At 59.0% G+C, this 22,163-nt stretch carries 24 protein-coding genes; 12 read left to right on the top strand and 12 right to left on the bottom strand.

Annotation, left to right across the window (positions count from 1 at the left end; genetic code table 11):
- The first annotated feature begins 7 nt into the window (after window positions 1-7).
- From ACTJKV_RS12180 to ACTJKV_RS12210, 7 genes are read left to right on the top strand one after another with little or no spacing between them, the layout of a single operon-like run.
- The gene (locus tag ACTJKV_RS12180; protein ID WP_440598729.1) at window positions 8-892 is read left to right on the top strand and encodes a dihydrodipicolinate synthase family protein; all 885 of its coding nucleotides are present in this window, start codon (window positions 8-10) and stop codon (window positions 890-892) included.
- Between the two features lie 12 nt (window positions 893-904).
- Window positions 905-1,564 carry a GntR family transcriptional regulator gene (locus tag ACTJKV_RS12185; protein WP_062423510.1) on the top strand — a complete coding sequence of 220 codons (660 nt, stop codon included), beginning with the start codon at window positions 905-907 and terminating at the stop codon, window positions 1,562-1,564.
- Window positions 1,565-1,618: 54 nt separating this feature from the next.
- Window positions 1,619-2,947, top strand: a complete 1,329-nt coding sequence (locus tag ACTJKV_RS12190) for an ABC transporter substrate-binding protein (protein ID WP_440598730.1) — start codon at window positions 1,619-1,621, stop codon at window positions 2,945-2,947.
- Entirely contained in the window at window positions 2,947-3,885 is a 939-nt protein-coding gene (locus ACTJKV_RS12195) for a carbohydrate ABC transporter permease (protein ID WP_113179230.1), read from the top strand. Before ACTJKV_RS12190 ends, ACTJKV_RS12195 begins: the two co-directional genes overlap by 1 nt.
- Window positions 3,885-4,706 carry a carbohydrate ABC transporter permease gene (locus ACTJKV_RS12200; protein ID WP_062423513.1) on the top strand — a complete coding sequence of 274 codons (822 nt, stop codon included), beginning with the start codon at window positions 3,885-3,887 and terminating at the stop codon, window positions 4,704-4,706. The genes ACTJKV_RS12195 and ACTJKV_RS12200 overlap by 1 nt, the downstream gene beginning before the upstream one ends.
- Before the next feature lie 43 nt (window positions 4,707-4,749).
- A complete protein-coding gene (locus tag ACTJKV_RS12205; protein WP_335323326.1) occupies window positions 4,750-5,808 on the top strand; it encodes an ABC transporter ATP-binding protein in 1,059 nt (352 codons plus the stop codon).
- A gap of 6 nt (window positions 5,809-5,814) precedes the next feature.
- Window positions 5,815-6,774: a sugar kinase gene (locus tag ACTJKV_RS12210; RefSeq protein ID WP_440598731.1), complete on the top strand. Its 960-nt coding sequence runs from the start codon at window positions 5,815-5,817 to the stop codon at window positions 6,772-6,774.
- A 22-nt stretch (window positions 6,775-6,796) separates the two neighbouring features.
- Here ACTJKV_RS12210 and ACTJKV_RS12215 read toward each other — a convergent pair whose 3' ends face one another.
- The 12 genes from ACTJKV_RS12215 to ACTJKV_RS12270 form a co-directional block, all read right to left on the bottom strand.
- Window positions 6,797-8,935, bottom strand: a complete 2,139-nt coding sequence (locus ACTJKV_RS12215) for a sodium-translocating pyrophosphatase (RefSeq protein ID WP_440598732.1) — start codon at window positions 8,933-8,935, stop codon at window positions 6,797-6,799.
- A gap of 204 nt (window positions 8,936-9,139) precedes the next feature.
- Complete coding sequence (locus ACTJKV_RS12220; RefSeq protein ID WP_440598733.1) at window positions 9,140-10,360, bottom strand: MFS transporter; 1,221 nt, start codon at window positions 10,358-10,360, stop codon at window positions 9,140-9,142.
- Window positions 10,361-10,457: 97 nt separating this feature from the next.
- Window positions 10,458-10,955 carry a transcription antitermination factor NusB gene (gene nusB / locus ACTJKV_RS12225; RefSeq protein WP_062423518.1) on the bottom strand — a complete coding sequence of 166 codons (498 nt, stop codon included), beginning with the start codon at window positions 10,953-10,955 and terminating at the stop codon, window positions 10,458-10,460.
- Window positions 10,956-10,959: 4 nt separating this feature from the next.
- Entirely contained in the window at window positions 10,960-11,406 is a 447-nt protein-coding gene (ribH, locus tag ACTJKV_RS12230) for a 6,7-dimethyl-8-ribityllumazine synthase (RefSeq protein WP_062443485.1), read from the bottom strand.
- Between the two features lie 136 nt (window positions 11,407-11,542).
- Window positions 11,543-12,178, bottom strand: a complete 636-nt coding sequence (locus tag ACTJKV_RS12235; RefSeq protein ID WP_440598734.1) for a LysE family translocator — start codon at window positions 12,176-12,178, stop codon at window positions 11,543-11,545.
- 58 nt (window positions 12,179-12,236) lie between these two features.
- Window positions 12,237-12,848: a riboflavin synthase gene (locus tag ACTJKV_RS12240; protein ID WP_062443486.1), complete on the bottom strand. Its 612-nt coding sequence runs from the start codon at window positions 12,846-12,848 to the stop codon at window positions 12,237-12,239.
- Window positions 12,848-13,939, bottom strand: a complete 1,092-nt coding sequence (gene ribD / locus ACTJKV_RS12245; RefSeq protein WP_440598735.1) for a bifunctional diaminohydroxyphosphoribosylaminopyrimidine deaminase/5-amino-6-(5-phosphoribosylamino)uracil reductase RibD — start codon at window positions 13,937-13,939, stop codon at window positions 12,848-12,850. Before ribD ends, ACTJKV_RS12240 begins: the two co-directional genes overlap by 1 nt.
- 4 nt (window positions 13,940-13,943) lie before the next feature.
- Window positions 13,944-14,423 (bottom strand): transcriptional regulator NrdR, encoded by a 480-nt coding sequence (nrdR, locus tag ACTJKV_RS12250; protein WP_062423522.1) that lies wholly within the window; start codon window positions 14,421-14,423, stop codon window positions 13,944-13,946.
- A 12-nt stretch (window positions 14,424-14,435) separates the two neighbouring features.
- The gene (gene glyA / locus ACTJKV_RS12255) at window positions 14,436-15,725 is read right to left on the bottom strand and encodes a serine hydroxymethyltransferase (protein WP_440598736.1); all 1,290 of its coding nucleotides are present in this window, start codon (window positions 15,723-15,725) and stop codon (window positions 14,436-14,438) included.
- A gap of 187 nt (window positions 15,726-15,912) precedes the next feature.
- Entirely contained in the window at window positions 15,913-17,244 is a 1,332-nt protein-coding gene (locus tag ACTJKV_RS12260) for a L,D-transpeptidase family protein (RefSeq protein WP_440598737.1), read from the bottom strand.
- A gap of 306 nt (window positions 17,245-17,550) precedes the next feature.
- Window positions 17,551-18,060 (bottom strand): transcriptional regulator LdtR, encoded by a 510-nt coding sequence (ldtR, locus tag ACTJKV_RS12265; protein WP_186330162.1) that lies wholly within the window; start codon window positions 18,058-18,060, stop codon window positions 17,551-17,553.
- Window positions 18,061-18,293: 233 nt separating this feature from the next.
- Complete coding sequence (locus tag ACTJKV_RS12270) at window positions 18,294-18,731, bottom strand: DUF6163 family protein (RefSeq protein WP_062444167.1); 438 nt, start codon at window positions 18,729-18,731, stop codon at window positions 18,294-18,296.
- Window positions 18,732-19,066: 335 nt separating this feature from the next.
- On the opposite strand from ACTJKV_RS12270, the gene hemB reads away from it, so the two are divergent.
- From hemB to ACTJKV_RS12295, 5 genes are all read left to right on the top strand, one after another.
- The gene (gene hemB, locus ACTJKV_RS12275) at window positions 19,067-20,080 is read left to right on the top strand and encodes a porphobilinogen synthase (RefSeq protein ID WP_440598738.1); all 1,014 of its coding nucleotides are present in this window, start codon (window positions 19,067-19,069) and stop codon (window positions 20,078-20,080) included.
- A gap of 64 nt (window positions 20,081-20,144) precedes the next feature.
- Entirely contained in the window at window positions 20,145-20,603 is a 459-nt protein-coding gene (locus ACTJKV_RS12280; protein WP_440598739.1) for an RDD family protein, read from the top strand.
- Window positions 20,604-20,739: 136 nt separating this feature from the next.
- A complete protein-coding gene (locus ACTJKV_RS12285) occupies window positions 20,740-21,498 on the top strand; it encodes an arginyltransferase (RefSeq protein WP_112359327.1) in 759 nt (252 codons plus the stop codon).
- 60 nt (window positions 21,499-21,558) lie between these two features.
- Window positions 21,559-21,780: an AbrB/MazE/SpoVT family DNA-binding domain-containing protein gene (locus tag ACTJKV_RS12290; RefSeq protein ID WP_113273661.1), complete on the top strand. Its 222-nt coding sequence runs from the start codon at window positions 21,559-21,561 to the stop codon at window positions 21,778-21,780.
- The gene (locus ACTJKV_RS12295) at window positions 21,777-22,163 is read left to right on the top strand and encodes a type II toxin-antitoxin system death-on-curing family toxin (RefSeq protein ID WP_113267601.1); all 387 of its coding nucleotides are present in this window, start codon (window positions 21,777-21,779) and stop codon (window positions 22,161-22,163) included. Before ACTJKV_RS12290 ends, ACTJKV_RS12295 begins: the two co-directional genes overlap by 4 nt.

Raw genomic sequence — 22,163 nt, forward strand, 5'->3', positions numbered from 1 at the left:
CATGGACGTGACTGGTAAATTCGGCCTCTCGGCAGCGTTGACGACACCCTTTATGCAAGATGGAACGATTGCCATCGATGCAATGATCAAGCAGGCCGAGCGTGCCTTGTCGTCGGGTTGTGACAGCATCACCCTTTTCGGCACCACCGGCGAAGGAAGCTCGATCGGCACCCGCGAGCGGGCCGATATCCTCGCCTCATGCCTGAGTGCCGGTATCTCTCCGAAAAATATCGTCGTCGGCGTTCTGGTCGATTCGGTGCAGGATGCTGCCGACCAGGCCTTTGCCGCCCTCGACGCCGGCGTGCGCAACATCCTCCTTGCACCTCCTTCCTACTTCAAGAATGTCAGCGATGACGGTCTGTTCGACTGGTTCGCTTCGGTGTTCTCGCAGATCGGATCAACCGCGCGCGACATCCTCGTCTACAATATTCCGTCGGTGACAATGGTGACGCTGTCGGTCGAGCTTGTCGGCCGCCTGAAGCAGGCTTTTCCCGGTATCGTCGTTGGCGTCAAAGACTCCTCCGGCAACTGGCCGCATACGGAACGGCTTCTGAAGGAAAATGGCGATCTGATCATCCTCATCGGCGACGAGCGTCATTTGGCCCAGGGCGTTCGTATGGGCGGTCAGGGTGCGATCTCCGGCTGCGCCAACTTCTTACCCGCTGAAATCCGCGCCATGGCAGTCGAGGGTAAGGATGACGAGCGTGTCCAGGACCTCGTCGTCGAACTGCTGAAGTTCCCGGTGACGCCTGCGGTGAAGGTGCTTGTGTCCTACGTGACCGGCGAGACGATCTGGCACACTGTGCGTCCGCCGCTGGTTTCCATTTCTGCAGAAGATCGTAAAAAGATCGAAGCCGCATTCGGGTCGCTCTTCAGTAAACAGGCGGCTTGAAAGGGATCATAAATGGACGATGTGGCCGAACAGACGACGTTGAGAGAGAAGGCGTATGAAAGCTTTACGCACCATCTCCTCGCGCGTGACGTCCGGCCCGGTCAGTTCATTTCCCAGCGTCGGCTCGTCGAGATGACAGGGCTGCCTCTCGGCGCAATCCGTGAGGCAATCCCGCGGCTTGAGGCTGAGGGGCTGATCAAGACCGTGCCACAGCGTGGCCTCCAGGTCGCCCATATCGATATCAACCTCATCCGCGAAGCCTTTCAGTTTCGCATCCTGCTGGAAAAGGAAGCGGTGGCGAATTTCACCCGCACCGCCTCCGACGACGCGATTGCGGCGCTGCTGAAAGACCATCGGGAGATTGCCGAACTTGCCAATAGCGGCAACGGCTCGACCGAACTCGATGCACGCGCCCAGGCCGTGGACTGGGGCATGCATGACGCCTTTATCGACGCGCTCGGCAACTCGATCATCTCGAACGCCTATCGCGTCAATTCGATCAAGATGCGCCTGATCAACCAGGAGCGCTTCCGCATCGCCGGCCATGTCAAATCGGTCATGGCTGAGCACCTTGCCATCATCGAGGCCATTCAACGACGCGATGTCGACGAAGCGGTCGAGAGGCTGGTTGCCCATATTCGTAGCGCGAGGGACAGAGCACTCGCGGTTTGAGAGATCACCATAAAGCCGGGATGAGGAGATCCCGGCGTCAAGAGGAGGAACTTCATGACACATTCATTTATCAGCCCAACGCGCCGCGCCTTCCTGGCCGGCACGGCGGCCCTTGGCGGCGCCGCCATGTTCGGTGTGCGCTCCGCGTCAGCCGCAGTGGACTGGAAGAAGCATGCCGGCACAACGCTCGAGGTCAATCTGGTCAAGAGCCCGCGCAGCGAAACGCTTCTGAAATACATCAAGGAATTCGAAGAGCTGACCGGCATCAAGGTCAATGCCGAGGCAACGCCGGAACAGCAGCAGCGCCAGAAAGTCGTCATCGAACTGTCCTCCGGCAAGCCGAGCTTCGACGTCGTGCACCTGAGCTACCACGTTCAGAAGCGCCAGTTCGAGAAGGGCAAGTGGCTCGCCGATATCAGTGGCTTCATGAAGGACCCATCGCTCACCGATCCGTCGCTGGTCGAAAGCGATTTTGCCACAGCCGGCATGCAGTTTGCCAAGGATAGCGACGGCGTCCTGCGCTCGCTGCCGTTCTCGGTGGATTACTGGATTCTCTACTGGAACAAGGATCTCTTCGAAGCCAAGGGCCTCAAATATCCTCAGACCTTCGAGGAACTGGTCGCCGCTGCAGAAGCGATCACCGATCCGTCCACCAACACTTATGGTTTCGTTGCCCGCGGCCTGAAAAACGCCAACACCCCGGTCTGGACCACCCTGATGCTCGGTTACGGCGGCGAGCCGATTACCGATGGCAAGATCAACACCGAGTCCAAGGAAGCGGTGGAAGCGGCCAAGCTCTACCAGCGTCTGATGACCAAGGCCGCGCCTCCCGGCGTTTCCGGCTTCAACTGGGCCGAAGCGCAGTCTGCCTTCCTTCAGGGCAAGATCGGCATGTGGCTGGATGGCGTTGGCTTCGCACCGCCGATCGAAAACCCGGAAAAGTCCCGCGTCGTCGGCAAGACCGGCTATGGCGTGATGCCGAAGGGTCCGGCAGCGCAAGCGGCTGGTACGTTCGGTGATGGCCTTGGCGTCGTCGAAGCCAGCACCAAGAAGGAAGCGGCCTATCTCTTCTGCCAGTGGGCAATCTCTCACGACATGGGTGCGCGTCTTCTGCAGGCCGGTGCCGGCGTTCCGTTCCGCCAGTCCATCCTTGAGGACGCGAAGGTGCGTGAAGGCGTGAAGATGCCAGCCGAATGGCTGGATGCGGTGGTCGGTTCCGGCAAGGTGTCAAAGCTTGCGCTGCCGGTCATCATTCCGGTGACCGAGTTCCGCGACATTTACGGCGTCGGTCTCACCAACATGATCGGTGGCGCAGATCCCGCCGCAGAACTCAAGAAGGCGACCGAACAGTTCGCACCTGTTCTGGCACGCAGCGAGGGATAATGGTGTCTGTCAGCATCGAACATAATGCAGCGGTGACGAAGGTCGCGCAGGGGAGCAAGCCGCCGCGGCTTGCTCCAAATTACTGGCCTTTCGTCATTCCCGCTCTCGTCGTCATTGGCGCGGTGATCGTCTTCCCTTGGGTCTTTACCCTGTGGATGAGCGCGCAACGCTGGACGCTTGGGCAAGAGCAGAGTTTCATCGGTTTCGACAATTACATCCGCTTGGCAAGTGATGCGCGGTTCTGGGAATCGCTCTGGCACACGCTGGTCTATACGGTCCTATCGGTTGTTGCGCCGCTCTTTCTCGGCACCTTGGCTGCCCTTGTGTTCGACGCGCAGTTCCCGCTGCGCGGTTTCCTGCGCGGCGTTTTCGTCATGCCGATGATGGCGACCCCGGTCGCCATCGCGCTGGTCTGGACGATGATGTTCCACCCGCAGCTCGGCGTGCTGAACTATCTTCTGTCCTTTATCGGCATCGGCCCGCTGGAATGGATCTACAACCAGTCCACCGTCATCCCCTCGCTGGTTCTGGTGGAAACGTGGCAATGGACGCCGCTGGTCATGCTCATCGTTCTCGGTGGTCTGGCAGCCGTGCCGCGCGAGCCTTACGAAAGTGCTGAAATCGACGGCGCCAATGCCTGGCAAAAGTTCCGCTACCTGACGATGCCGATGATCGCACCGTTCCTGATGATTGCCGTCATCATCCGCTCCATCGATGCGGTGAAGAGCTTCGACATCATCTATGCGATGACGCAAGGCGGCCCTGGCACGGCATCGGAAACGATCAACATTTACCTCTACAATACGGCCTTTGCCTATTACGACATCGGCTATGCCTCGGCCATGGCCGTCGTCTTCTTCATCGTCATCATCGCGCTCTCCTTCGTTCTTCTGATGGTTCGTGCGCGCACCCAATGGAACGAGATGGAGGATCGCTGATGTCCCGCAGAAACCTAGACCGCATCGGCCTGTTCTTCATTGCGCTGGTGATGATCTCCCCCGTCATCCTGTTTTTCCTCTGGATGATTTCGCTGTCGCTGAAATTCGAAATCGATAACGGCGCCTATCCGCCGATCCTGATCCCTGAGCGCTTCGCCTGGTCGAACTATGTGAAGGTGTTCGAGGAAAACAACTTCTTCCTCTATTTCTGGAACTCCGTGCTGGTCACGGGTGCCGCCACCATTCTCGCGCTGGTGATCGGCGTTCCGGCAGGCTACGGCATTGCGCGGCTGAAGGCGGAAAAAGCAGCGATCGTCATCATGATCGCGCGCATGACGCCTGGCCTTTCCTTCCTCATTCCGCTGTTCCTTCTGTTCCAATGGCTGAACCTGCTTGGCACGCTCTGGCCGCAGATCATCATCCATCTGGTGGTGACGGTTCCGATCGTCGTCTGGATCATGATCGGCTATTTCGAGACGACGCCGAAGGAACTGGAAGAGGCGGCGAGCATCGACGGTGCCTCGTCCTGGCAGGTGTTTCGGCTCGTGGCGCTGCCCATCGCCAAGCCCGGCATCGTGGTATCCTTCATCCTCGCCGTCATCTTCTCTTGGAACAACTTCGTCTTCGGCATTGTGCTGGCCAGTCGCGAAACGCGAACGCTGCCGGTCGCGGTCTACAACATGCTGTCCTTCGAGCAGGTCAGCTGGGGTCCGCTCGCAGCAGCAGCGCTGATCGTGACGTTGCCCGTGCTGTTGCTCACCATGTTTGCTCAAAAGCAGATCGTTGCGGGCCTCACCGCAGGCGCCGTCAAGGGCGGCTGATCCGACCGATCGCTGCAATGGCTTTTATTACAGGATAATCATCATGGCACCCGTCAATATCCAGAATGTCCAGAAGCGCTTCGGCGCGGTCAATGTCATCCACGGTATCGATATCGATATTCGTGACGGAGAATTCGTCGTCCTGGTCGGCCCGTCTGGCTGCGGAAAATCCACCCTGCTTCGCATGATCGCCGGTCTCGAGGAGCTGAGCGACGGCGAAATCCATATCGGCGCACGCGAGGTGAGCCACCTGCCGGCACGTGACCGCGATATCGCCATGGTTTTCCAGAACTACGCGCTTTATCCGCATATGACAGTCGCCGAGAATATGGGCTTTGCCCTGAAGCTCAAGAAGGTCGATGCCGCCGTGACAAAGGCGAAGGTAGACAAGGCCGCTGGCATTCTTGGACTGGAGAAGCTGCTGGATCGCTACCCGCGCCAGCTCTCCGGCGGTCAGCGCCAGCGCGTTGCCATGGGCCGCGCTTTGGTACGCGATCCGCAGGTCTTCCTCTTCGACGAGCCGCTCTCCAACCTGGATGCCAAGCTGCGCGTGCAGATGCGGGGCGAGATCAAGTCCATGCATCAGCGCATCGGCACGACCACGATCTATGTGACGCACGACCAGGTGGAAGCCATGACCATGGCCGACAAGATCGTCGTACTTCACGATGGCATCATCGAGCAGATCGGTGCGCCACTTGAACTTTACGACCGCCCGGCCAATCTCTTCGTCGCCGGCTTCATCGGTTCGCCTGCCATGAACTTCATTCGCGGCCGTGTCGAAGAAGGCGTTTTCCGCACCGCCAAGGGCCTGACGCTGCCTCTGCCGCCAACAGCCAATCCCGCGACGCTTGGCGGGCGCGACCTCGTCTACGGCATCCGCCCCGAGCACATTCGCGCTGCCGAAACCGGCATCGAGGGACGGGTGGAGCTGGTGGAAGGCACCGGCTCGGAAATCTATGCGAAACTGAATTGCAATGGCGAGGAAATTGCCTGCCTCTTCCGCGAGCGGCTGGATATCCGTTTTGGCGATACGGTTCGTGTTGCCATCGATCCCGCTTCGGTGCACCTGTTCGACAAGGAAACCGGCAAGCGAATCTGAGCATCGATGCAAAGCGAGAATAAAGAAGAGGGCCACGGCCGCCACGTACTCTGCGTCGGGGCGGCCGTGCTGGACACGCTGTTTCGCGTACATGACATGCCGACGGGCCAAGGTAAGGTTCTACCTTACGAAATGCTGCAAATCGCCGAGGGCATGGCATCGAGCGCCGCCTACACCGTCCATCGCATGGGTGGACGGGCAAGCCTATGGGGCGCCGTTGGCGATGACGAGACGGGCGCGCGCATTCTGCGCGACCTGTCGGAGAGCGGCATCGATACGTCCGGCATGACGGTCGCCAAGGGTGCGCGCTCTGCGCTCTCCACCATCCTGATCGATGACCGGGGCGAGCGACTGATCGTCCCCTTCTACGATCACAGGCTGCACGAGAATAAACGCTCCTGCACGAAAGCCGATCTAGCGGCCTTCGATGCCGTTTTGGTGGACGTGCGCTGGCCCGAACTCGCGCTCGATGTGCTGACCGTTGCGCGACAACTCGGCAAGCCCGCGATCCTGGACGGGGATGTTGCGCCGGTGGAAACGTTGGAGCGGCTTGCACCCGCTGCAAGCCACATCATCTTTTCCGAGCCCGCAGCGGAACGGCTGACCGGTCTATCCGATGTTTCGGCCATGATGCCGGTTTTACATGGGCGCTACCCGGAGACATTCATTGCTGTCACCGCCGGGCCTTCAGGATGCTATTGGACGGAAGCCGGCGACCCGACCATCCATTTTCAATCGACCATGGCCATCGAAGCGGTGGACACGCTCGCGGCTGGCGACGTGTTTCATGGGACCTTTGCCTTGGCTGTAGTGGAAGGGATCGAGAGCCGTGCCGCCATCCAGCTGTCGTCCGTGGCGGCAGCGTTGAAGTGTCAGGTTTTCGGTGGGCGAACAGGCACGCCGACGCGGGCCGAAGCGGAAGCGGCGATGACCGCCTGGTTGGCTGAGGCCGCCCCTCAAAGCTGAGGAGCGGCCCGCTTCTTTCATATCAACCCGCCAAGACCGCCAGCAGCAGCAGCGCCACGATATTGGTGATCTTGATAGCCGGATTGACCGCAGGACCGGCGGTGTCCTTGTAGGGGTCACCCACCGTATCGCCGGTGACGGATGCCTTGTGGGCGTCCGAGCCTTTGATATGGCGCACGCCATCCTTGTCGACAAAGCCGTCTTCGAAGCTCTTCTTGGCATTATCCCAGGCACCACCGCCCGAGGTCATGGAAATTGCAACGAAGAGGCCGTTGATGATGACGCCGAGCAGCGAGGCGCCGAGGGCTGCGAAGGCAGACGCCTTTGAGCCGGAAATCAGCAGCACGCCGAAATAGACGACGATCGGTGCCAGCACCGGCAGAAGTGACGGGATGACCATTTCGCGGATGGCTGCCTTGGTCAGCAGGTCCACGGCCTTCCCATAATCTGGCTTTTCGGTGCCCTGCATGATGCCCGGCTTCTCGCGGAACTGACGGCGAACCTCCTCCACGATGGAGCCGGCCGCCTTGCCGACGGCGGTCATGGCAATACCGCCGAAGAGATAGGGGATCAGACCGCCGAAGATTAGACCCGCCACCACGTAAGGGTTGGAGAGGCTGAAGGAAATCTCGCCGACATCCTGGAAGTAGGGATAGGTTGCGCCGTTCGCAGCGAAGTAGGCAAGGTCGTTGGAATAAGCCGCAAACAGAACGAGGGCGCCGAGACCGGCCGAGCCGATGGCATAGCCCTTGGTCACGGCTTTGGTGGTGTTACCGACTGCGTCGAGCGCGTCGGTGGCCTTGCGCACATCCGGGTCGAGACCCGCCATTTCGGCAATGCCGCCGGCATTGTCCGTCACCGGGCCAAAGGCATCGAGCGCAACGATCATGCCGGCAAGACCAAGCATGGCGGTAACCGCAATGCCCGTACCGAACAGGCCCGCCAACTGGTATGTGGAGATGATGCCCCCAACGATGACGATGGCGGGGAGTGCTGTCGATTCAAGCGAGACCGCAAGTCCCTGGATGACGTTGGTGCCGTGGCCGGTGACCGACGCCTGAGCGATGGAGTTGACCGGCCGCTTGTTGGTGCCGGTGTAGTATTCGGTGATGACGACAATCAGTGCCGTTACCAGGAGACCGAGAAGGCCGCAGAAGAACAGGTTGGTGCCGGTGATGTCCATCCCGGCAACGGTTCCAATAGAACCCCAGCCGATGGTCAGCGAGGTTGCGACCGCAAGTCCAGCAATCGAGAAGATACCGGTGGCAATCAGGCCCTTATAGAGCGCACCCATGATCGAATTGTTGGTGCCGAGCTTGACGAAGAAGGTTCCGGCAATCGACGTCAGGATGCAGAAGCCGCAGATGGCGAGCGGATAGAGCATGGCGTTTTCCAGCACCGGCGCTCCGGCAAAGAAGATCGCCGCCAGAACCATCGTCGCCACGACCGAGACCGCGTAGGTTTCGAAGAGGTCGGCGGCCATGCCTGCGCAGTCGCCGACATTATCGCCGACATTGTCGGCAATGGTGGCCGGGTTGCGCGGATCGTCCTCCGGGATACCAGCCTCGACCTTGCCGACGAGGTCGCCGCCGACATCCGCACCCTTGGTGAAAATACCGCCGCCAAGACGGGCGAAGATCGAGATCAGTGATGCGCCGAAGCCGAGCGAGACCAGCGCATCGATCACGTCGCGCGAGCCGGTTGGGTGGCCGAGCACCGAGGTCAGGATGAAATAATAGATGGAGACGCCGAGCAGTGCCAGGCCAGCAACGAGCATACCGGTGATGGCGCCGGACTTGAAGGCGATATCGAGACCGGCTGCGAGGCTATGGGATGCGGCTTGCGCCGTGCGAAGATTGGCCCGTACCGAAACATGCATGCCGATGAAGCCGGCAGCACCGGAAAGAACGGCGCCAATGACGAAACCGACTGCGGCTTCCGGAGAGAGAAGAATCCACGCAGCGATCGTGACGATGATACCGACGATTGCGATGGTCAGATATTGACGTGCGAGATAGGCCTGAGCCCCCTCGCGAATATAGCCTGCTATTTCACGCATGCGCTCATTGCCTTGATCGGCATCCAGAACGCTCTTCGTTGCCCAAATCGCATAAGCGATCGATAGGACACCGCATAAAATTACCAATGCAATGACGGTCATTCGCACTTACCTCCCATTGTGCCGGTTCGTCACATTTCCCCGGCGGGCGAAACCACATGCGGGGCGTGAGGCGCAAAACGCCTTACACCAGGATGAGCCATTTCATCCCCTCCCCGGGAAGAATGGCTTGCGGTGGCAAGATTGCGTTGCGATGACGCGTCGCGTCAAGCCCGAAGATCACGGGCTGGTGCGTATGGTTCTGATTCAGACCACTTTTTGCGTCCGGCTGAAAATCAATGTCAGCACAAGGATGAGGCAAAAACCGGCGACTGGCCAGATGACGAGGTTCATCACCGACCAGCCCCAGGCGGTGAAGACCTGCCCTGACGAGAAGGACGAAACCGCAACCGTGCCGAAGAGGATAATGTCGTGAAAGCCCTGCACCTTGTCCGCTTCATGCGGCCGGTAGCTGGAGGATACGATCGAGGTTGCGCCGATGAATCCGAAGTTCCACCCTGCCCCGAGCAGGATCAGTGCCAGCCAGAAGTTCCAGAGTTCGACGCCCACATGGGCGACGATGGCGCAAGCCATGAGTATGACGAGACCCGCGGCCACCACCTTCTCCGCGCCGAAGCGGGTAATCAGGACACCGGTAAAAAAGCTTGGCCCGAACATGGCAAGCACGTGCCACTGTATTCCAAGCGTTGCCAGTTCGCTCGGAAAGCCGCAGCCGATGACCATGGCAAGCGGCGCGCCTGTCATCATGAAGGTCATCAGAGCATAGGAGCCGATGCCGCAGATCATGCCGGTGACGAAACGGCGGGTGGCGACGATCTCGAAGAGCGGCCGTGCCGGAGCACTGGACACTGTCTGCTTCACCTCCGGCAGCTTCAGAAAACACAAGATCCCAGCCGCCAGAAGTCCAAGCGGCACGAGCGCAATGAATGTGCCTGCGAAGGTAACCGGTGAAAGAACATCCTTACCGAAAATCGCAAGCTGGGGGCCGACAATAGCAGAGACAACCCCGCCGGCCAGAATCCAGGAAATGGCCTTCGGCTTATAGAAGGAGGGTGAGGCATCGGCCGCTGCGAAACGGATTTTCTGAGTGAAGCCGCCAGCAAGACCGATCAGCATCAAGCCGAGCGCGAAGAGCCAGAAATCCATCCGAAAGAGTGCGACGGCAGCCAGCGCGCCGCCGGTCGAACACAGAAGCGCTCCCAGAATGAAGCCTGCTTTGCGCCCGAGAAAACGAGCGGCAAGCGCAACTGCCACCGCGCCAAGGGCAACACCGATGTTGAAGCCGGTAAGCGGCGCTGTCGCCAGGGATTTGTCGGCTCCGAGGAGTTGATAACCCGCAAGCGCACCCACTGAAAAGCTCAACGGTCCGGCGGAACCGAGAATGGCCTGTGCAAGGGTGAGGAGGAAAACGTTGCGCCTGGCCTCAGACAATTGGCCTTCCAGGCCCGCAACCGATACCGCGCTCATATCGTCCCCACCTTCCCAATCGGAGTATGTCCCGCAAAGACTATAACGGGACTTGCTGTCCTGCCTTGCGGGAAATCAAAAAGTGAGGGCGTGAAACTTACCGCTTGGTCTCGCCGCGAACCTGCTTTGCGATACGATCAAGCACCGCATTGACGAGCTTTGGCTCGTCATTTTCGAAGAACGCGCGGGCGATCTCGACATATTCGGTGACGATCACCGCAACAGGAACGTCCTTACGCTCGAGGATTTCGAAGGCGCCGGCACGCAGGATGGCGCGAACGGTGGTGTCGAGACGCGACAGCGGCCAGTCTTCCTGAAGTGCGGAACGCACCAGCGGGTCGATCTTCGTCTGGTCGCGCACGACGCCTGAAACGATCGAGCGGAACCAGGACGGGTCGGCCTTCAGATAGGTCTCGCCATCCACTTCCTTGCCAAGGCGGTGCGCCTCATATTCGGCAACCACTTCCATGACGCCGGTACCGCCGACATCCATCTGGTAGAGCGCCTGTACCGCCGCAAGGCGGGCAGCGCCACGCTGGTTGACGGGCTTGATGGAAGGCTGACGCGGCTCTGCGCCGTTTTCGACACTCGTCATCCGATCAACCACCCAGCTTCTTTTTCAACTCGATCATCGTCAGCGCGGCACGTGCGGCAAAACCGCCCTTGTCCTTGTCGGAACGACGAACGCGCGCCCAGGCCTGCTCGTCGTTTTCGACGGTCAGGATGCCATTGCCGATGGCGAGCGACTCGCTGACGGTAAGGTCCATGATAGCGCGGGAGGATTCATTGGCGACGATATCGAAGTGATAGGTTTCACCGCGGATGACCATGCCGAGCGCGACGAACCCGTCATATTCCGTGCCGCCATTGTCTGCGCCATCAAGCGCCATGGCAATCGCGGAGGGAATCTCCAGCGCGCCTGGAACAGTGATGATGTCATAGGTGGCGCCAGCCTCTTCGAGCGCGAACTTTGCGCCATCGAGCAGGGCATCGGCCATATCGTCATAAAAGCGTGCTTCCACGATGAGAAGATGGGGCTGGGACATGGGGGTTTCCTGAAAATTTGCGCCGGATCATACCGGCTTTTGGGGCGGTCAAACCATGGCTGGCCCCGCTTGGCAAGCATTTTTAATGCAATGCTGCCGCGTGCGCGATGCCGCGAGCCGGTTTTCGTGGCTACGATCAGCTTCTCTGCCACGCCAGATGGAGACCGAGCCCCATCAAAATCGCACCGGCTCCACGCCGGGCAACCGTTTGCGCCAAAGCCGACCGCTTCAACCGTCCAGCGGCAAGCCCCGCCACCAGCACGACGACGAAATCCGCCGAGGTGAAGATGATGTTGACGGCAACGCCGAGGATCAGGAACTGCAGCCAGATCGGAAACACCGCGGCCGGATCGACGAATTGCGGCAGGAATGCCAGGAAGAACAACGCCGTCTTCGGGTTCAACACCTCAACGACAATGCTGTCGATGAAGGCCCGCTTTGCAGACTTCTGAGAAATCGTGACGCTGCCCGTTGCTTCGTCGTTGAGCCGGGCTCTGAGCATGGAGAAGCCAAGCCAGATGAGATAGCAAGCACCGCCGAACTTCACCGCGAGATAAAGCCATGGGACTGCCTGAAACAGGACCGAAAGGCCAGCGGCCGCCGCAATGATATGGACATAACAGCCAAGGTGAATGCCGAGCACGGCCATCAAGCCGGCAGCGCGGCCCCGCGCCATGGTCTGGGCTATCGTGTAAAGCATCGCAGGTCCCGGTACATAGGCAAACAGAGCCGTCGTAACCAGGAATGCCGCAAGTAGTTCATAAGACGCCATTGTGAGCTCCGCAGAGTTTGGCGCTCACTCAGCGCCTTCATCATTTTGACGGAGCATCCTACTTCGACGGAAATTCCGCAAGCCGTGCTGCGTAACGGGCCATGGTATCGACTTCGAAATTGACGAAATCGCCAGGCTTGCGATCACCCCAGGTGGTGACGGAAAGCGTGTGGCGGATCAGCAGCACATCGAAATCCGGACCGTCGACCGCATTCACTGTCAGTGACGTACCGTCCAGCGCCACCGAGCCTTTGGGCGCAACGAACTTCGCCAGATGCTCCGGAGCGCGCAAACGAATACGGACCGCCTCCCCTTCCGGCTCGACGGCAAGAATTTCGGCCTTGCCATCAACGTGACCTGAAACGATATGGCCGCCGAGCTCGTCGCCGATTTTCAGGGCGCGCTCGAGATTAACGCGCGTTCCCTTCTCCCAAGCGGATATGGTGGTGAGGCGGAGCGCTTCTTCCCAGGCTTCGACCTCATACCAGCGCTCGTTGCTGCCCTCTTCAGGCAGTTTCGTTACCGTCAGGCAGACCCCGCCATGGGAAATAGACGCGCCCATATCGATGGTCTTCGGATCGTAATTGGTGGCGACGCGCAGACGTACGCCTTCGGCCAGCGGGTGAAGCTCGGAAACGGTTCCAACATCGGTGACGATACCCGTAAACATCAAAGCGGCCTTTCATAATCGAAACAGCGGTCGGGACCGTAGACGGTCTCACCGACGAGGGAATAGGTGTCAGGGATATCGGCGCGCTTGATCGGCGTTTCAATACCGCCAGCACCGATGACGGTCGGGCTTTCGAACAGCAGGATGCGATCCACCAAGCCCGCCTCGAGGAAGGCCTTGGCGGCAACCGCACCACCTTCGACGAGAAGCTCCGAAAGCCCGCGTGCACCGAGTATGAGGAGCAGATCCTCAATGTTCTTCGCACTCAGGACTTCGGCGCCTGCCGATGCCAGCACAGCGCGCCTCTCCGCAAGATCGCGTGCCTCTGCAGAACTCGGCATCTCCACGACGACAAGCGGAACATCGCGCGCGGTCTTCACCAGCTTGGAATGGGTCGGCAATTCCAGTCGTCTGTCCAGCACGAAGCGAATGGGCGAATACTGTTCCATTCCCGATATGCGGACGTTGAGCTCTGGATCGTCGGCGACAGCCGTACCGATGCCCACGAGAATGCCGTCGCAGCGGGCACGCAATTCATGCACGGCACGGCGCGCTTCCGATCCCGTGATCGCAATCTGGCCAGCGCCCTTTCGGCCAATCATGCCATCGGCAGAGACCGCGAGTTTCAGGATCACGTGGGGGCGCTTCTTGATCTTGCGCGTGAGATAGGCTGAAAGCGCTCGCTCGCCTTCCCTTCGTAGCACACCTGTCTGGACCTCGATCCCCGCATCGCGCAAGACCTGGTAGCCACGGCCGGAGACGCGTTCGTCCGGATCGTCCACGGCGACGACGACGCGGGCGACGCCATGATGCGCCAGTGCGTTGGCGCAGGGCGGCGTCTTTCCCCAATGGGCGCAGGGCTCGAGCGTGACGTAGGCGGTTGCGCCACGCGCCGCTTCACCGGCAAGGTCCAGCGCATTGCGCTCGGCATGCGGCCTGCCGCCAATGGATGTTACGGCTTCGGCGACGATCACGCCATCCTTGACGAGAACGCATCCAACGGAAGGATTTGTGTCGGTAAAGCCAGTATTCTGCCGCGAAACCTCGATGGCCCGCGCCATGAATCTCTCGTCCTCGGCTTGGGAAGCCACGGTCTCAGGTTCCGGAGTCTGTATCGCGGGCGATCTTGGCGTTGATTTCCGCAATGACGTTTTCGAAGTCTTCCGCATGGGAAAAATCGCGATAGACCGAGGCGTAGCGGACGAATGCCACGTCATCGAGACTCTTCAGCGCTTCCAGCACCTGCAGGCCGATTTCTTCCGATGCAATTTCCGTTTCGCCCGAGCTTTCCAGCCGGCGCACGATGCCAGACACTGCGCGCTCAATACGATCGCGATCGACAGGGCGCTTGCGTAGCGCGATCTCGAAGGATCGCACCAGCTTCTCTCGATCGAATGCCAGCTTGCGGCCACTTTTCTTGATCACCATGAGTTCGCGCAGTTGCACGCGCTCATAGGTGGTGAAGCGGCCGCCGCAATCCGGGCAGATGCGCCGCCGGCGGATGGAGGTATTATCCTCCGCCGGACGTGAGTCCTTGACCTGAGTGTCTTCAGAACCGCAGAAAGGGCAGCGCATCCTATCGCCTTCTTACATGTAGGGATACATCGGGAAGCGATCAGTCAGAGAGACGACCTTCTCGCGTACCGCTGATTCCACGGAGGCATTGCCTTCATCGGAATTGGCAACCTTCAGACCATCGAGAACTTCCACGATCAGCTTGCCGATTTCGCGGAACTCGGCTTCCTTGAAGCCGCGGGTCGTACCAGCCGGCGTGCCGAGGCGGATACCGGAGGTAACGAAAGGCTTTTCCGGATCGAAAGGAATGCCGTTCTTGTTGCAGGTGATGTAGGCACGACCGAGTGCCGCTTCCGCCCGTTTGCCGGTGGCGTTCTTCTTGCGGAGGTCGACCAGCATCAGGTGGTTGTCCGTGCCGCCGGACACGACGTCGACGCCGCCTTCGATCAGCGTTTCCGACAGAACCTTGGCGTTCTTGACGACCTGGGCTGCGTAATCCTTGAACTCCGGCTTCAGCGCTTCGCCGAAGGCGACAGCCTTGGCAGCGATGACGTGCATCAGCGGACCGCCCTGGAGACCAGGGAAGACGGCGGAGTTGAACTTCTTCGCCAAATCTTCGTCATTCGTCAGGATCATGCCGCCGCGCGGGCCGCGCAGAGACTTGTGGGTGGTGGTGGTTGCCACATGCGCATGCGGGAATGGCGACGGATGCTGGCCACCGGCAACGAGGCCTGCAATGTGTGCCATGTCGACCATCAGGTAGGCACCGACTTCGTCGGCGATCTCGCGGAAGCGCTTCCAGTCCCAAACGCGGGAATAGGCCGTGCCGCCAGCCAGAATGAGCTTCGGCTTGGTTTCCTTGGCCTTGCGTTCCACTTCGTCCATGTCGAGCAGGTTGTCGCCTTCACGAACGCCATAGGAGACGACGTTGAACCATTTACCGGACATGTTGACCGGAGACCCGTGGGTCAAGTGACCTCCCGAATTCAGGTCGAGACCCATGAACGTATCGCCCGGCTGCAAGAGCGCGAGGAAAACGGCCTGGTTCATCTGCGAACCAGAGTTTGGCTGAACGTTGGCAAAGTTGACGCCGAACAGCTTCTTGGCGCGGTCGATGGCAAGCTCCTCGGCAATATCGACGAACTGGCAGCCGCCATAATAGCGCTTGCCCGGATAGCCTTCAGCATACTTGTTGGTCATGATCGAGCCCTGGGCTTCGAGCACGGCGCGGGACACGATGTTTTCCGAGGCAATCAGCTCGATCTCGTGACGCTGGCGACCCAGCTCCTTCTCGATCGCGCCAAAGATATCCGGATCGATTTCGGCAAGCGGCTTGGAGAAGAAGGCATCTGTGTTCGACATGATGAAGGCTCCTGAAACAGTAATGCGATGGCGTCTTAGCGCCCCACCCGTATAAGAGCAATAAGCGCAGCGAGATTTGACCGTCAAACTGCGACGTCGCGCGTAAAAAATGCAAAATGCGCGACACGAACAAAGAAAAAAGCCGCGTCCGGTGGGGCGCGGCTTTTCTTGTCTGTCTGAACAGCAATCAGTTGCGCGGCAACAGATCCTCGCCGATGGAGCCGGATGGCTGCTCCTGCGTGTTCGTCGTATTGAGCGCCAATTCGGCATTGCCGTCATTGCCGTAGATATCGTCACGGAACTGCACGACGCCATCCTTTGCCGACCATGCGGTGATGTAGACAAAATAGACCGGGATTTCGGTCGAGAGTTTGATCGGCGTGTTGACGCGGCTTGCAATGACGCGCTCGATTTCCTGACGCGACCAGCCGGGCGTGTCACGCAGCATCCAGGTCGTCAGGTCGCGCACGTTCTGAACGCGCACGCAGCCGGAGGATTCAAAGCGCATCAGCTTGTTGAACAGGCCCTGCTGGGGCGTGTCATGCATGTATTCGTTGTTCGGGTTGTGGAAATTGATCTTGGTCGAGGACATGGCGTTGTTCTTGCCGGGGTCCTGACGGAACATCAGGTTCGGTGCCTTGGGCGCGAACCAGTCCACTGTCTGCGGAGACACTTCCTGGCCACGGCCATCCAACAGGCGGATGTTGTTGCGCTCCAGATAGGTCGGGTCCTTCTGCATCAGCGGAACGATGTCCTTTTCGACGATCGAGCGCGGAGCCGTCCAGTATGGGTTGAGAATGATTTCGTAGATCTTCGAGTTGATGATGTGCGTCGGTCGGCTGGCGCGGCCGACAACAGCCGTGTTGCGCAGAACCACGCGGTTGTTTTCCACCGCCTCGATGGAGGCTGCCGGAATGTTCACCATCACGTGGCGCTGGCCGAGATCGCCCGCCATCGTCTGGATGCGGATGAGGTTGGTCTGCAGCTGTGCCATGCGCAGCTGCGCCGAAACGTTCAGCGCTTTCAGCGTATATTCGCCGATCACGCCATCTGCTGGAAGGCCATGGCGTGCCTGGAAGCGCTTCAACGCACCATCGACGTAGGAATCGAAAGCGCTGGAAATGCCGGCTTCACGCGGAAGATCGCCCGAAATCATTAGACGCTGACGAAGTGCCTGAACGGACGGATCGCTGACGCCGATCTGCAGACGCTGCTGGCTTGGCGGCACTTCCGGCCAGCCACCATTGGAGACGATCTGCTGATACTGCATGATCGCCTGCTGCATATAGGTGGGGGCTTCAGGGCCAAGAACCGGGTTGTTGGAAACGACGCCAACGGCCGAGCGCGAGGAGTTCGCGTCGAACTGATCGTCCCAATTGCCGCGACGCGAGGATCCAATCAGATCGTTGAACGCATCCTGCGCCAGCGCAGGTGCTGCCACCGCGACAGCACCGAGCGAAACGGCGGAGCGCAGCATGGCGCGGCGAGAGAGCAATTCGGGCACGGATTTCTTAGTCATTCTACCTACCAGCCATTTCGTCAGGCAACCTTATGGATGCCTAGAACAACATGATTAACAAACGTTTTCGGACGCCTGCCGGCAGGAAATACTTCATGCGAAATCAAAACTGACGCATCATGCGATGATGGAAGAGACCGCCGGCTCCCTCGCTCTGGCGGTCCCATACCAATATGGCCAATTCGTGTCACCTTGACACTGCTCACGAAGCTGTGTCGCCGGGCCTTTTCGGCGTGACCCGCACAAAAATGCAACAAGCCGGACGCGTTTTGGCATCCAGCTTTGCAAAAATGGATGGCGCTGCCCTTAGAGGCGATAAGCGATCGAGTCGTTCCAGAAGCGATCCAGGCGCTGCAGCAGCTTGTTCATTTCGGCGAATTCACCGGTGCCGATGCCGCCGACCTTTTCGATCGAGCCGATGTGACGCTCATAGAGGCGAGCGACCGTTTCGGCGATGTCCTGACCCTTATCGGTCAGAGAAATGCGGACCGAGCGGCGGTCGATGCGCGAGCGCTGGTGGTTGATGAAGCCGAGGTCGACCAGCTTCTTGACGTTGTAGGAAACGTTTGAGCCGAGATAGTAACCACGCGAGCGAAGTTCGCCAGCGGTCAGTTCCGAGGTGCCGATGTTGAAGAGCAGGAGTGCCTGGACGGCGTTGACGTCGTCGCGACCCTGACGGTCGAACTCGTCCTTGATGACATCGAGAAGGCGGCGGTGCAGGCGTTCGACGAGATGGAGGGACTCCATGTAGAGCGAACGGATGGCTTCTTCCTGTACGTCGGTTACAACTGCCTGTGGCTTTGCTTTGCTATTGATCATGACTGCCTCACTGTTTTGTTTGGCGGTGTTGATTTTGTTTCCCGCCTTGAGAGCAAACCTAAGCAATGCGCATAAAATTCTACTTAAAATGCATCATTAACGAGTGGTTACCGGATGTTGGCGCCCAGGGGCTGAGGAGCGGCGGGCAGCGGCACGGAATTATCAGCGCCAATTAAATCAATAGCTTAGCCAATAAATTTCCGGAAAAACAGGCCGCAAGAGCTTTATCATTATGGTGAATCAATCCTTGCGCGCTCGTCATTTTGGCGCGCATCCAGCCAGAAAGCGACCTGGAATAGTATATAAACAGTTGCCACGATGCAGTGCATGACCGGGACCAGCGTGTTGCTGCCGAAGATATTGGGCCACACCTTGTACATGGCGATCTGCGCACCCGCGCCGATAACCCAGATGACGGCGCCCCACGATACGCCAAGCCACAGTCCAAGGGCAGCCACCGGAAAGACGACGGCCAACCCGGTACCCGCAACCCGCCAGGGAAGATTGAGCATATCGAAGCGCGCGTGGCCGCTCAGCGTATAACCCGTCAGCATGGCCCAGTACTGCAGTCCGAACCAGAAACAGGAAGCCGCCACCAGTCTGAGAAAGACAAAGTAGAGGATTTCCGTCAAAGGCAGCTTCGGGTGCGGTGGAGAATCAGGTTCCATGGCGCGAAGATACGTTTCTGGCGTGGCTCCTGCCAATGGATAATTGCGGGAGGTCACAGCCCACTTGAGCCGCACGCCCCGCAGTACTTCTTTTACGGCGCTCAAACGTCAGGACATGGCGCATCCCCCGCATCTAAAAGCGCTCAGGATTTTCGAGCTGGCCGTGGGTCAGACCGTCGCATTCGCATACCACTTCTCTTATGTTATGCCATCATTACACTCTGGCGTTCTATCGAAGCCACATTTACGCGCAGCTTCTAATATTCAGACGGAAACATCATAAGAGAGCATGACCGAGGAACCAGATCCACCGGACAGGCTTTTAAGGAAAAGACATGACCGACAAGACCCATTTGGTAGATCACATTACTGGCCACCGCCGCATGCGGCGCATCCGCAAGGCCGACTGGACACGCCGGCTCGTGCGCGAGAACCAGCTGACGGTTGATGATCTGATCTGGCCGGTCTTCGTCGTTCCCGGTACGAACATCGTCGATCCCATCCCCTCAATGCCCGGCGTCAATCGCATGAGCGTCGACAAGCTGGTCGAAGCAGCCAAGGAAGCGGCCGATCTCGGCATCCCTGCCCTTGCGACATTCCCCAATATTGCAATGGAACTGCGAGACGAGACAGGATCGCAGGTGCTGGAAGCCAACAACCTGATCAACCAGGCCACGGCGGCGATCAAGAGGGCAGTTCCCAATATCGGCGTGATCACCGATGTAGCGCTCGATCCCTTCACCAGCCACGGGCATGACGGGATCCTGCGCGGCGACGATATCGTCAATGACGAAACGGTCGATCAGGTGGTGAGAGCCGCCGTGATGCAGGCGGATGCGGGTGCGGATATCATCGCGCCTTCCGAAATGATGGACGGCCGGATCGGCGCGATCCGCCGTGGGCTTGATGCGGCCGGCCACCAGGGCGTCGGTATCATGGCCTATGCGACGAAATTCTCCTCGGGTTTCTACGGACCCTATCGCGAGGCGATTTCCACCAGTGGCCTGCTGAAGGGCGACAAGAACAGCTATTACATCAGCCCGGCGAACGGCACCGAGGCGATGCGGGATGCCGCTCTCGACGTGGAAGAAGGCGCCGACATGCTGATGGTGAAGCCAGGCCTTCCCTATCTCGACATCTGTTGGCGGCTGAAGGATGCTTTCGGCCTTCCGACCTTCGCCTATCAGGTCTCGGGCGAGTATGCGCAGATCAAGGCGGCGGCGATGAATGGCTGGATCGATGGCGACCGGGTGATGATGGAAACTCTGCTCTGCTTCAAGCGGGCCGGTTGCGATGGAATCCTCACCTACTTCGCCGTCGACGTGGCAACAAAGCTTGCAAAGGGCTGAGGAGCGGGCTCATTGCATTTGCGGCGGTCCACACCATATCTTTGCTGAAAAGGAGAAACCGCCGATGAGCTTCAACCCGAACCCGACCTACGTTCCGACCGAGGACTGGCGCGCCTATGAGGGTGTGCTGAGCCGTCGCGTCGTGGCGTTCATCATCGACTATGTGATGGTGCTTCTGCTGTGCATTCCGGCAGCCGTGATCGTGTTCTTTCTCGGCATCCTGACGCTCGGCTTTGGCTTCATGCTCTTTCCTGCGCTGTTCTTCATCGTCGCCATTCTCTATTTCGGCATGACGCTTGGCAGCACCGCGCAGGCCACCCCCGGCATGCGTGTTGCCGGCATTCAGATGGCGCGCCTTGACGGCCGTCGAATCGACTTCCTGATCTCGACAGCTCACATCGCGCTCTTCTGGATCATCAACTCGATCCTTACGCCGCTTATCCTACTGGCAGGCCTGTTTACCGAGCGATCGAGACTGGTCCACGACTTCCTTCTGGGAACAGTGACGATCAGAACCCGCTAGGAATTCAGAGCGAAACGTATTGAAGCCGCTCCAGCGGCTTCAATTTTATTGACAGGTCTCTTCGAGAGTTGACGTTTTCCACCTTTTTGTCATTCTGACATAGAAGGTTGGCTTGCGAAGGGAGCGATTGGGTTCGATGAACACGCAGACGACGCCTTCTCCGCAATTTTATCTCACCGCACCGGCCACTTGCCCCTACCTTCCGAACCAGTTGGAACGGAAGGTTTTTACGCATCTGGTGGGGCCTCGCGCGCCCGAGATGAACGACCTGCTGACGCAGGGCGGGTTTCGTCGTTCTCAAAACATCGCCTATCGTCCTGCCTGCGAGAATTGCCGTGCCTGCGTCTCCGTCAGAATCCTGGCCGATGGCTTCACGCCAACGAAATCGATGCGGCGAATAATGGCGACGAATGACGATCTCGTGGCGACCGTTCACCGGGCCGAACCGTCCACCGAACAATTCTCGCTCTTTCGACGCTACCTCGATCGGCGTCATACATCAGGCGGCATGTCGGATATGTCGGCGCTCGATTACGCGGTGATGGTGGAAGACACCCATGTCAACACGCGCATCATCGAGTATCGAAAGCGAGAGCCGGGTGCGAGTATCGACGACAGCAAACGCGGAGAGTTGATCGCTGTTGCGCTCACAGACATGATGAGCGACGGCCTCTCCATGGTCTATTCCTTCTTCAATCCCGATCTTGAGAAGCGCTCGCTTGGCACCTTCATGATCCTCGATCACATTGCCCGCACCCGCACGCTTGGTCTGCCTCATGTCTATTTGGGCTACTGGGTCGATGGCTCGGACAAGATGGGATACAAGACGCGGTATCATCCCCAAGAGCATCTGACGCCGCGCGGCTGGGAATTATACACGCCAGAAACCGTTTGACCCTGCAATTGCCGCATCTGTCACACTGTGTTATAACAGCGTTATAACGGAGTGTTTAAGATGAATGTGACGGTTCGCAAGATTGGCAATTCGGAAGGAATAATTATTCCCAAAGAAGTTCTGGATCGCCTTGGCGTCAGGGCTGGTGATGTCCTAACGTTGAGTGAAGACGGGCAGAAATTGGAGCTCGTCCCAGAACAATCTGATCTTCAAGAGCAACTGGCAGCCGCTCGTCGCGGCATGGAAAAGTACAAGGTTGCCCTTCGGGAGCTTGCTAAGTGACAATCAAGTGGCTCTCCAAAGCAGCCATAACCATCATTCATCAGGAGCAGATCGAAGCACATGGTGGTCTGCCTGGATTAAAGGATGACAACGCACTTGAAGCGGCGCTGGCGCGCCCTGTCAACAAAGCGGTGTATGGCGAAGAGAATTTAATGGCGCTCGCTGCGGCATATCTCTTCGGTATTGCTCGCAACCACCCTTTTTCTGATGGAAATAAGCGCACCGGCTTTCTCGCTGCCTATACGTTCTTACTGATCAATGGCTACGAAATTGTCGCCGATCAAAGCACCGTCATAGAATTCGTTCTGGCCGTGGCGGCGGGTGAAATAGACGAAGAGGGCATTACCGCTTTCTTCAAGGATCACACCTTAGCATTCCGCTAA

It is taken from the genome of Agrobacterium sp. 22117, assembly GCF_052045735.1.
In the GTDB taxonomy this organism is placed as follows: Bacteria; Pseudomonadota; Alphaproteobacteria; order Rhizobiales; family Rhizobiaceae; genus Agrobacterium; species Agrobacterium cavarae.

What these genes read in the sequence shown, in the direction of transcription:
- ACTJKV_RS12210 (WP_440598731.1), top strand. Translation starts at nt 5,815, where the DNA reads ATGCAAAGCGAGAATAAAGAAGAGGGCCACGGCCGCCACGTACTCTGC.
- ACTJKV_RS12195 (WP_113179230.1), top strand. Translation starts at nt 2,947, where the DNA reads ATGGTGTCTGTCAGCATCGAACATAATGCAGCGGTGACGAAGGTCGCG.
- ACTJKV_RS12280 (WP_440598739.1), top strand. Translation starts at nt 20,145, where the DNA reads ATGAGCTTCAACCCGAACCCGACCTACGTTCCGACCGAGGACTGGCGC.
- ACTJKV_RS12285 (WP_112359327.1), top strand. Translation starts at nt 20,740, where the DNA reads ATGAACACGCAGACGACGCCTTCTCCGCAATTTTATCTCACCGCACCG.
- ACTJKV_RS12185 (WP_062423510.1), top strand. Translation starts at nt 905, where the DNA reads ATGGACGATGTGGCCGAACAGACGACGTTGAGAGAGAAGGCGTATGAA.
- nusB (WP_062423518.1), bottom strand. Translation starts at nt 10,955, where the DNA reads ATGACGAGTGTCGAAAACGGCGCAGAGCCGCGTCAGCCTTCCATCAAG.
- ACTJKV_RS12270 (WP_062444167.1), bottom strand. Translation starts at nt 18,731, where the DNA reads ATGGAACCTGATTCTCCACCGCACCCGAAGCTGCCTTTGACGGAAATC.
- glyA (WP_440598736.1), bottom strand. Translation starts at nt 15,725, where the DNA reads ATGTCGAACACAGATGCCTTCTTCTCCAAGCCGCTTGCCGAAATCGAT.
- ACTJKV_RS12260 (WP_440598737.1), bottom strand. Translation starts at nt 17,244, where the DNA reads ATGACTAAGAAATCCGTGCCCGAATTGCTCTCTCGCCGCGCCATGCTG.
- ACTJKV_RS12200 (WP_062423513.1), top strand. Translation starts at nt 3,885, where the DNA reads ATGTCCCGCAGAAACCTAGACCGCATCGGCCTGTTCTTCATTGCGCTG.
- ribH (WP_062443485.1), bottom strand. Translation starts at nt 11,406, where the DNA reads ATGTCCCAGCCCCATCTTCTCATCGTGGAAGCACGCTTTTATGACGAT.
- ACTJKV_RS12190 (WP_440598730.1), top strand. Translation starts at nt 1,619, where the DNA reads ATGACACATTCATTTATCAGCCCAACGCGCCGCGCCTTCCTGGCCGGC.
- ACTJKV_RS12235 (WP_440598734.1), bottom strand. Translation starts at nt 12,178, where the DNA reads ATGGCGTCTTATGAACTACTTGCGGCATTCCTGGTTACGACGGCTCTG.
- ACTJKV_RS12220 (WP_440598733.1), bottom strand. Translation starts at nt 10,360, where the DNA reads ATGAGCGCGGTATCGGTTGCGGGCCTGGAAGGCCAATTGTCTGAGGCC.
- ACTJKV_RS12205 (WP_335323326.1), top strand. Translation starts at nt 4,750, where the DNA reads ATGGCACCCGTCAATATCCAGAATGTCCAGAAGCGCTTCGGCGCGGTC.
- hemB (WP_440598738.1), top strand. Translation starts at nt 19,067, where the DNA reads ATGACCGACAAGACCCATTTGGTAGATCACATTACTGGCCACCGCCGC.
- ACTJKV_RS12290 (WP_113273661.1), top strand. Translation starts at nt 21,559, where the DNA reads ATGAATGTGACGGTTCGCAAGATTGGCAATTCGGAAGGAATAATTATT.
- ACTJKV_RS12215 (WP_440598732.1), bottom strand. Translation starts at nt 8,935, where the DNA reads ATGACCGTCATTGCATTGGTAATTTTATGCGGTGTCCTATCGATCGCT.
- nrdR (WP_062423522.1), bottom strand. Translation starts at nt 14,423, where the DNA reads ATGCGCTGCCCTTTCTGCGGTTCTGAAGACACTCAGGTCAAGGACTCA.
- ACTJKV_RS12240 (WP_062443486.1), bottom strand. Translation starts at nt 12,848, where the DNA reads ATGTTTACGGGTATCGTCACCGATGTTGGAACCGTTTCCGAGCTTCAC.